Below are 8,332 nucleotides of genomic sequence, written 5' to 3' on the forward strand. Positions count from 1 at the left end.
TTATAAAAGTGTGGTTCCATGATATTATAATTTGAATGTCCTTTTATTAATTAGTGCAAAATAGATGATATTCCAGATGATTTGCGCTGATGAAACGCAGCCCGTAGTATGTTTAAAGTCATGAAATTTTATATCATAAAGTGATTAGTTTGAATCCTTGTTGAATCAAGCAAACTATCATTAATAAGCAGGAAGCAACATAACCATAATTCAAATTATGTCGAGCTTTAGAATAAGACCAAGATTTAAACACCAGATTGCAGGTCAAAAGGAGGGTTTAGAAAACTTAATCAAAGAAAAATTAAAGACTCAGAAGCAGTTTAAATCAACTCATTTGCCAGGGCATATATATATTAAAATTCATCCTTCCCAACAACATTTTTGGTCACCGCAATTACATCTAACTTTTGAACAGGATGATGAAAATGTGATTATTAGAGGCTTATATGGACCAAACCCAACAGTTTGGGCTGTTTTCTTTTTTGGCTACATTATTCTCAGCTTACTGGCATGTTTTATAGCTGTTTGGGGTTTCAGCCTTTGGAGTCTGGACAAGTCTGTTGAGATACTTTGGGGATTACCAGTGTTATCTTTTATTGCGGCTGCCATGTATCTAGCCGGGCAATTTGGACAAAAAATGGCTGCCCAACAAATGTTTGATATCCATCATTTTTATGAAAGCATTGCCCATGACAAAGTTATAATCGATTAACATATTGGTCTCAATCTTTTATGAACTAAACTCAGCATCATTCACAAATTCGTTTTAATCATAAGCTCATAGAATCTACAAGGGAAAATGGGGTCCTCCGCCCGGAGGCGTATAATTAACCTTCTAGATTCTAAACTCATTGCATACAAAGCAAATTAAAGGATAGTTGAATGGGATATAGGCGATCCTAATCATCCTTGTTGGCAAACATCTTTCAACAATGGTGGTTGTTCAATTTATTACTATCTTAATACAAAGAACAATCTCATGTACGTAAAAAGAAGATATGGCTTCTGGATGACCTTTAACTGGTCTAAGTGGCCATTTATTATTGGTGCTATTTATGGATTAACCATCTGCACCATATCATTTTTCATTGATATTCATGTGGCCTTACCATGGGGACCTTTAGGCATTATAGGTATAGCAGTGGCATTCTATCTAGGTTTTAAAAACAATAGTTCTTATGACCGTACCTGGGAGGCTAGAAAAATATGGGGCAGCATTGTCAATAACAGCAGAACATTTGGTGCTGCTGTGTTCTCGTTTGTTCAGGGAGACAATCCTGCGCCCGTTCAAAAGGAACTTATATACAGACACATTGCCTGGTTAACCATATTGCGTCATCAACTAAGGTTAAGTAGAGAATGGGAACACACTGAAAATCGGCTGACTGGTATATATGCACCTAATGTTACTGAAAACTATAAAAACGAACTTGACAAAGAGCTTTCATCTTATATAAATCATGAAGAGATAAAAGCCCTGGAAAATAAAACAAACAAGGCAACTCAGATTCTTAAAACGCAGGCAATAAGACTTCAACAGCTCCGTGATCAAAATTATTTTGAAGATTTTCGTCATATGGAATTCTATAAGCTGATCACAACATTTTATGAGGACCAGGGTAAATCAGAAAGAATAAAGAATTTTCCCTTTCCAAGGCAGTATGCCTCTGTGGCCATATGGATTACCGTTGTATTCTGTGTTTTTGTGCCGTTTGGACTTTTAGATGTAGTTGGACAAAATGCTGGGTGGATATTTTGGATTTGCCCTTTTCTAAGTGGTCTTATCACCTGGGTATTCTTCTTAATGGAAAAAATAGGGGACTACTCCGAAAATCCATTTGAAGGTACTTATAATGATGTGCCCATTACCTCAATAGCCAGAGGTATTGAGATAGATCTTAGAGAAATGATGAATGACGATAACATTCCTGAACCTGTAAAAGCAGAAAATGGATTTTTGATGTAGTTGGCAACTATCGACTTGATAAAATGACTTGAAAATATTTAGTGACATTAATAGGAATACCATCTTCCGATAGACCTTTAACACAAGCCTTATAAGTTCCTTCAATCATAGAAGTAGAAAAATTGACCAAAAGCTCTCCACCATTATGAGAGTATATTGGGTCCCAAAAGAGATCTGTTTGGTATTGAGGTATTCTACTAGCTGATCGTAATTGATATCCTGCCTCATTGTAAGGTTGGTAATTAGCAATTGGAAAAGTATGACTATTACTATTTTCAACACTCATATTACCTTTAAATGAATGAACACTGATAATACCTTTATAGACAATGTCATTTACGAAGTAATACTCTGGTATCACTTCGATTTTCATGATGCTATTTGGTGATATATTTAGAATGTATTGAGGAGTAATTTTAAGACCATCTAGTAAAATGAGTGGGACAGCATCACTTTTGTTTAAACCTGATGGCTCACTGTTGCACCTGATATTTATTCTATACTTCTCATCAGATTTTGATACCCCAACATTATTCAGTAATTCGATAAAAGTATCTCTTAAAGAGGGGAAACGTTTATAATCATCAAGATAATAAACCTCTGCAGATGGTAATGTGAAAATCGATCGGGTATCTACCAAAACATCAAGCGGTTTTTGATAAGCCATTTGAATCTGGTTATTAACACTTCTAAGTATAAGCTCTGATATTGTAATCGAATCAAGTGTTACCTGGACGGTATCAAGTGTAGAATATCTTTTATAAAATTCATTTACAATCGAAATTTGAGCTAGGCTATCATTTTCAAGTTCGATTTGAATTTCAGCATCATTTGGTGATAAATCAGGGTTATAGTTTATCCAAAAATTACCAGCACTATCAGTTATTGTAGTGGAAATTTGCATATTTGATCCATTAATAGCACTGTTAATCCTAAGTTGGCTATCAGTATTATTGACATTTCCTTGAACCAAACCATATTTATACTCAGGAAGGATTTTAAATGATTTCATAGTTTTGATAGAATCATTCATGAGGTTTACATTGGAATAATAAAGGTTGGACATTTTGCTTATGGATATCGATATACTTGAAGGTTGGATTATACCTAGACTCAAAGAGGCTTGTTGCTGAATATCATATCTATTAGCATCAACAGTAGATTCAACACTACCTAACATTGGGTTTCCTAAAATCTTTTGATGTTGAATAAGATTATTATAAGGATTCAAGATCAATATTTTTTGCTCAAAATATGAGTTATAGTTTTGCATCCATCTGGTATATGCAACGAGGCGATAGGTGCTGGATAACCACTCAGAATCGATATAAATAGATCCTGACCCTCTTCCATTTCTAAGACCAATTTTTGTTTGATGTACTGACGTTCCAACTTCATCAATCAGCTCTATGTATAATATGCTACTTAACTTGCTGAGTTTTTTTGAGGTATTGCTGTATACAAATGCCGAAAAGTTTAACAATTCACCAACAATTACATTAGTCTTATCAACACTGATATATACCTCCTCTTGGAAGTTTACAGTTTGCGCTTGGGCTTTAAACTGTAAAATAATAAGCCCTATAAGTAAAAATCTTCCTAATCCCAAAATGCTGGTTTTTTTAAACTTCCATAGTATCTACAATCACCGCAAATTTCAGGAACAAGAAGCGTCAGTACATTATAACCAAGGGGTACTATTATAGCTTCTGTTGGAGCAAAATTGTAGATATACATATTATTAAAATCAAAATTTCCAGCTAATATATCAGCCGTACGAACTGTGTCCAGTCTCATGTTACAAGATTCCAAAAATAGATCAGGATAATAACCATCATCTTGCCATGTTCCTGCATCAAATATCTTATAGTCTTCCGATACTCCTGCAACTTCGAAATAACCAAGAACTGGAGCGGTTGGATCGTTAATATTTCGAATATTTCCTATCAACGCACCTTTTTGGCGATCAAAAAATGAACCTGCAGATTCATTGTTTTCCTTTAAATCAGAATAATACTGGTAAGCAGCATTAGAAATCCTATAAGGTCGAATGGTTAAAGAATATTTACCTATTAGTTCACGTTGATTTTCTGCAATAAAGATCAACGGAAATTCCCGGATATTTCCGTTCGTTTGCCCACCGGCAGTAGCAATAATTAAACCCTGTGATTCTTGTTTGAAATAACACAGTGAGAGAGGTGGATTTCTACGATCTATTAAACGTGTGGTTGGGTTAAACTCAAGCATTGACCCATATGGAAGCAATATTTCGTAATCCTCAGTATATTCAAACCTATAGTTATGATTCTCTTGATCGACCTGATCAATATCAACTAAAAATTGCACTCCAACATCAAATCCATCGCTAGTTTCTGAACGGAGCGAAAGAAATCTACCGTAAATTTCCTTGATGTTAGCCGGTTCTAATAGTTCCTCAAACTCTGATAGATATTCATTGCCATCAAAAGTTTGCACAGAAAGTTGATACTTTCTTCCCACTAAGCCTACAAATGATGAGTCTGGCATATAATAACCGGGACTGACTTCACTAAACAATACATTATTACCCAAATCATCAACTACATTAACTAAAGCTCCTGATGCCATTTCAGGTTCAGTCTCAAGTAAAGAAAAGGAATACTCCAATTTCACAAATTGTCTTCCTGGAAGATTTGTAAGGCTGGCATCGATAACCAGGGCTTTTTGAGTATCTTTCACTTCAACCTCATACGGCTCGATACAAGAAGACAAACAAATGATTGATATTATAAAAACCCTTTTCAAAATCTAAAGTTATAGGTTATTGTAGGTATAGGAGTTGGGAAAACACTCATTTTATATCCATTTACCTGTCCATCTTCTACTTCGAAGAAAATCGAATATATGTTATCCCTTCCCATTACATTATAGATCGAGAAAGTCCAGGAAGAATGCGTAAACTTTTTCAATTTGTGACTTGCATTAACATTGATGCCTATATCGGTTCTAAAGTAGCTTGGTATTCGGTACTCATTTCGATTGGAATAGAGTATATTCTCTGATGACTTGAAACTATATTTTCCTACAGGATAGGTAAGAGGAACCCCACTGGAATAAACTAGATTGAGTGTCATGGTTATCCTTCTGGTAAATTTATAATTTGTTACAGAGTTGAAGTAATGGGGTCTGTCATATCCTGTAGGAAAGAAGGAGCCACCATTAATAATTTCAGATGGTTGATTTCCATCCAGCCGTACAAAAGATCTGGAGTAAGTATAATTAAGCCAACCAGTAAGCCAACCAGTTGATTTCGTCAAAGAAAACTCGACTCCATAAGACCTGCCATCACCCTGAAGTAGATCTGTTTCTATAGCTGGATTGAACTGTAATTCTGCGCCTGTTTTGAAATCTACTAAATTCTTAATGGCTTTATAATAAGTCTCAACCGAGGCCTCTATGAGGTTTTTTCCAAAAAAATTCTTGAAATACCCTATAGATAATTGATCTGCTATTTGTGGTTCGATAAACGGACCAGATAACCTCCAAACGTCAGTAGGGGCAATTGAAGCTGCGTTAAGGAGCAAATGTGTGTTTTGTCTAGTTCTACCATACCCTAGTTTAATTGATGCTCCTGATCCAACCAAATACCTACCTTGAAAACGAAATTCTGGCCCATGATTACTATGACTAACTTCTCCAGTTTCGTACTGCTTTGTACCAATTATTGAAGATGATCTTTTCGGTTGACCTGCTTGATAAATATTGTATTCCCCGGGGCCTAACGAATTGAAAATAGAATATCGAATCCCTCCATCCACAGCTAATTTATCAGAAAAGTTATAAGTAGCAGAAAAATATGGTGCCACATCAATAGCTCTCTCTTCATCAATTTGTTCATTTTCAATCAAAGACTCAGGTCCTTCTGGACTTATCTCACCAGGACTGAGTGAAAACATTTTGGTCTCTATACCAAATTTATAGTTTAGTTTCTCGTTGACGAAGTAATCAAATTTTAAGGCAGACCTATATTCATTTAGATAAAGGTCTACATTGAAGGCTTGTGTTGGCAATACATCATAGCTAGTCAGGTAGCTAAAATTGCTATACCCCAATTCTAGTTTAGCAAAAAGATTGTCATTTACAATGTGCTTCCAACTCGCTCCAACCACCTTGTTCTCATAAGAAAAGTTACTGAATGACAGGAGGGTATCTGACTTAATTTTGAAATCGTCATAGCTGTAGTAGGCTGTTACTGAAAACTCATCCTTATCACTAACTTGAGTATGAGTTCTTAAAGTGAAATCATAAAATGAGACTTCATTATTTCCAATTGATGAGTCTTTGAACAAGTCTAGCATATATTGTGAGTACGTGGCTCTACCATTTAGTAGAACACTTGTTTTAGCACCTTTGATAGGGCCTTCCAATTGTATTTGAGACGTGACAAGACCTAAACCAACATTTGCCTCAAACTTTTCTTTGTTTGGCTGTTTAGTTTTTATATCGAATACAGAAGATAGTCTTCCACCATATTCGGCAGGTATTCCATTTTTATATAATGATAGTTCCCCAACACCAGAAGCATTGAAGGCAGAGAAAAAACCAAAAAAATGGTTGGTGGTATAGACTGTGTTATTGTCCAGTAAAAATAAATTCTGATCAGCTTTTCCTCCCCTTATGTTTATTCCAGCCGACCCTTCTCCAACATTTTGCACTCCGGGAGTAGAAGTAGCCACACGGATAATATCCCTTTCTCCAAGCAGTGCCGGAACTATTGATACTTTTTTCGGATCGATCTTGGTGAGACCCATTTGAATAGATTTAATATTCTCCTCCCGTTGAGCACTTATTACGACTTCTTCTAATGCAACAACATCTAAATCAAGAATAACGTCAAGTTCACCATCAGAGAACAAATTAATTTCCTTAGTAGCTGTAATAGTTGTAAGAGATTGGAAGGTTAACTCATTCTTTCCATTTGGTAATGTAATACTGAACTCTCCATTCTCATCAGAAATAGCATTCACAAATGGCTCCTTATTTGCGATATAGACACCTTCAACTGGTCCGTTGTTAGAGGTAATAGTTCCATAGATAGTGCTACTCTTTCCTCTTTCAAACTCCTTTATGTTACCTATTGTATAAATCTGACGTTGATCAGTCGGGGACGTTGATTGACTCTGAAAGTTAACCTGATCTAAATAAACTGGTTCTTGGTCAGAATCAACTTTTTGCATTTGAGGAACTATTATGGCAGTATTATATAATAGGATAACGCGTTGTCCATCTAAATAATAATTTAGGCGTGTACCTTTTAATAGAACTTCAATCGATTCATCAATAGCCAGTTCAGGTCTTAAATTATCTTTATGAATATTGATATTTTTCATCCATTCAGAACGATAGTAGAACTGTAGGTCTTTCTTTGCAGTTTCGAATTGAGTAATAGCATCGATTAGAGAAATACTATCATTGACTATTGACATTTCTTGACCTAAGGAAGGAAGAGCAAGCATCAAAAATATACAAGTAAGCAACGTTTTCATAAAACTATATTATCACAATAGCTTAAAATATTTTTCAGAAGCACTTCGTTTTTCTTTCTCATTACAATACCTTCTTGCCTCATGTATTTCTTGATTTGTTTTTTGTGATTTGGAAGGATCTTGTAGATAGTTGACATACCTCTATATTTATAGATTTCATTTTTAAACTTAATGAGGTACTGCCTGTCATATCTATATTCATAACGAGAGTCTTTTAATTCACCAGTTTTCTTTTCCTTAGCAAAGCAGGAGAGATGTCTGCCTTTCATTACTTTTCTATAAAACCCTTCAACTCCTATTTCAGCCAGATCATGTCTCAAAAACATTTCATTGTGCACATTAAAGGAATCAATCTTAGTCTGATTGATTAAAAGTGACTTGATGTTATTTTTACTCATTTCATAACTCCATATTAACAAAACATCTTTCGAAATATTATAAATCATGTTGATCCCAGAATATATTCTTCCTTCGTATGAAATTGTGCCATTTTCTGACCAATTATCTTTATAAAAAGGGTTTTGCGAGGCTGACATTTTCTCTAGTTCATCTATGAAGTAATAGCTGCCTTGCATGAATGGTGGTTTCAGGTTTTTTGCAATAGAATTGTGCCAATTTTCTAAATCCCCGTCAATTTCAGGAAGATAGGTGTAGACCTGAGCAATGCTATTGTAAGGCAGCACTAACAGGAGCGTAAGAGTAACATAAGTTCTAGATATCATAATTACTCATATCATTATACAAATAGATTTATCATTTAAAGTTATTTAATGGTTGGATCTTTCAGTGCAATTAATGTTACGTCTGTATAAAAATCTAAGATATATTAAAAACAATTATC

General features: G+C 34.9%; 6 protein-coding genes. 2 read left to right on the top strand and 4 right to left on the bottom strand.

Going from position 1 to position 8,332, the window contains the following annotated elements; genetic code table 11:
• The first annotated feature begins 217 nt into the window (after positions 1 to 217).
• Both E1140_RS03330 and E1140_RS03335 read left to right on the top strand, forming a co-directional pair.
• A complete protein-coding gene (locus E1140_RS03330; RefSeq protein WP_155179024.1) occupies positions 218 to 712 on the top strand; it encodes a hypothetical protein in 495 nt (164 codons plus the stop codon).
• 267 nt (positions 713 to 979) lie between these two features.
• On the top strand, positions 980 to 1,966 hold the full coding sequence (locus tag E1140_RS03335; RefSeq protein WP_155179026.1) for a bestrophin family protein: 987 nt from the start codon (positions 980 to 982) through the stop codon (positions 1,964 to 1,966).
• A 7-nt stretch (positions 1,967 to 1,973) separates the two neighbouring features.
• On the opposite strand, the gene E1140_RS03340 is transcribed toward E1140_RS03335, so the two are convergent.
• From E1140_RS03340 to E1140_RS03355, 4 genes are read right to left on the bottom strand one after another with little or no spacing between them, the layout of a single operon-like run.
• A complete protein-coding gene (locus E1140_RS03340; protein ID WP_155179028.1) occupies positions 1,974 to 3,575 on the bottom strand; it encodes a hypothetical protein in 1,602 nt (533 codons plus the stop codon).
• Complete coding sequence (locus E1140_RS03345; protein ID WP_155179030.1) at positions 3,566 to 4,750, bottom strand: DUF4249 domain-containing protein; 1,185 nt, start codon at positions 4,748 to 4,750, stop codon at positions 3,566 to 3,568. The genes E1140_RS03340 and E1140_RS03345 overlap by 10 nt, the downstream gene beginning before the upstream one ends.
• Entirely contained in the window at positions 4,747 to 7,431 is a 2,685-nt protein-coding gene (locus tag E1140_RS03350) for a TonB-dependent receptor (protein ID WP_185153405.1), read from the bottom strand. Before E1140_RS03350 ends, E1140_RS03345 begins: the two co-directional genes overlap by 4 nt.
• 56 nt (positions 7,432 to 7,487) lie before the next feature.
• Positions 7,488 to 8,213, bottom strand: a complete 726-nt coding sequence (locus E1140_RS03355) for a hypothetical protein (RefSeq protein ID WP_155179034.1) — start codon at positions 8,211 to 8,213, stop codon at positions 7,488 to 7,490.
• Positions 8,214 to 8,332 lie beyond the last annotated feature (119 nt).

Origin of the sequence: Fulvivirga lutimaris (genome assembly GCF_009711525.1) — a bacterium.
GTDB lineage: Bacteria > Bacteroidota > Bacteroidia > Cytophagales > Cyclobacteriaceae > Fulvivirga > Fulvivirga lutimaris.

Coding starts and splice junctions, on each gene's coding strand:
- E1140_RS03355 (WP_155179034.1), bottom strand. CDS start 8,213: ATGATATCTAGAACTTATGTTACTCTTACGCTCCTGTTAGTGCTGCCT.
- E1140_RS03335 (WP_155179026.1), top strand. CDS start 980: ATGTACGTAAAAAGAAGATATGGCTTCTGGATGACCTTTAACTGGTCT.
- E1140_RS03350 (WP_185153405.1), bottom strand. CDS start 7,431: ATGTCAATAGTCAATGATAGTATTTCTCTAATCGATGCTATTACTCAA.
- E1140_RS03330 (WP_155179024.1), top strand. CDS start 218: ATGTCGAGCTTTAGAATAAGACCAAGATTTAAACACCAGATTGCAGGT.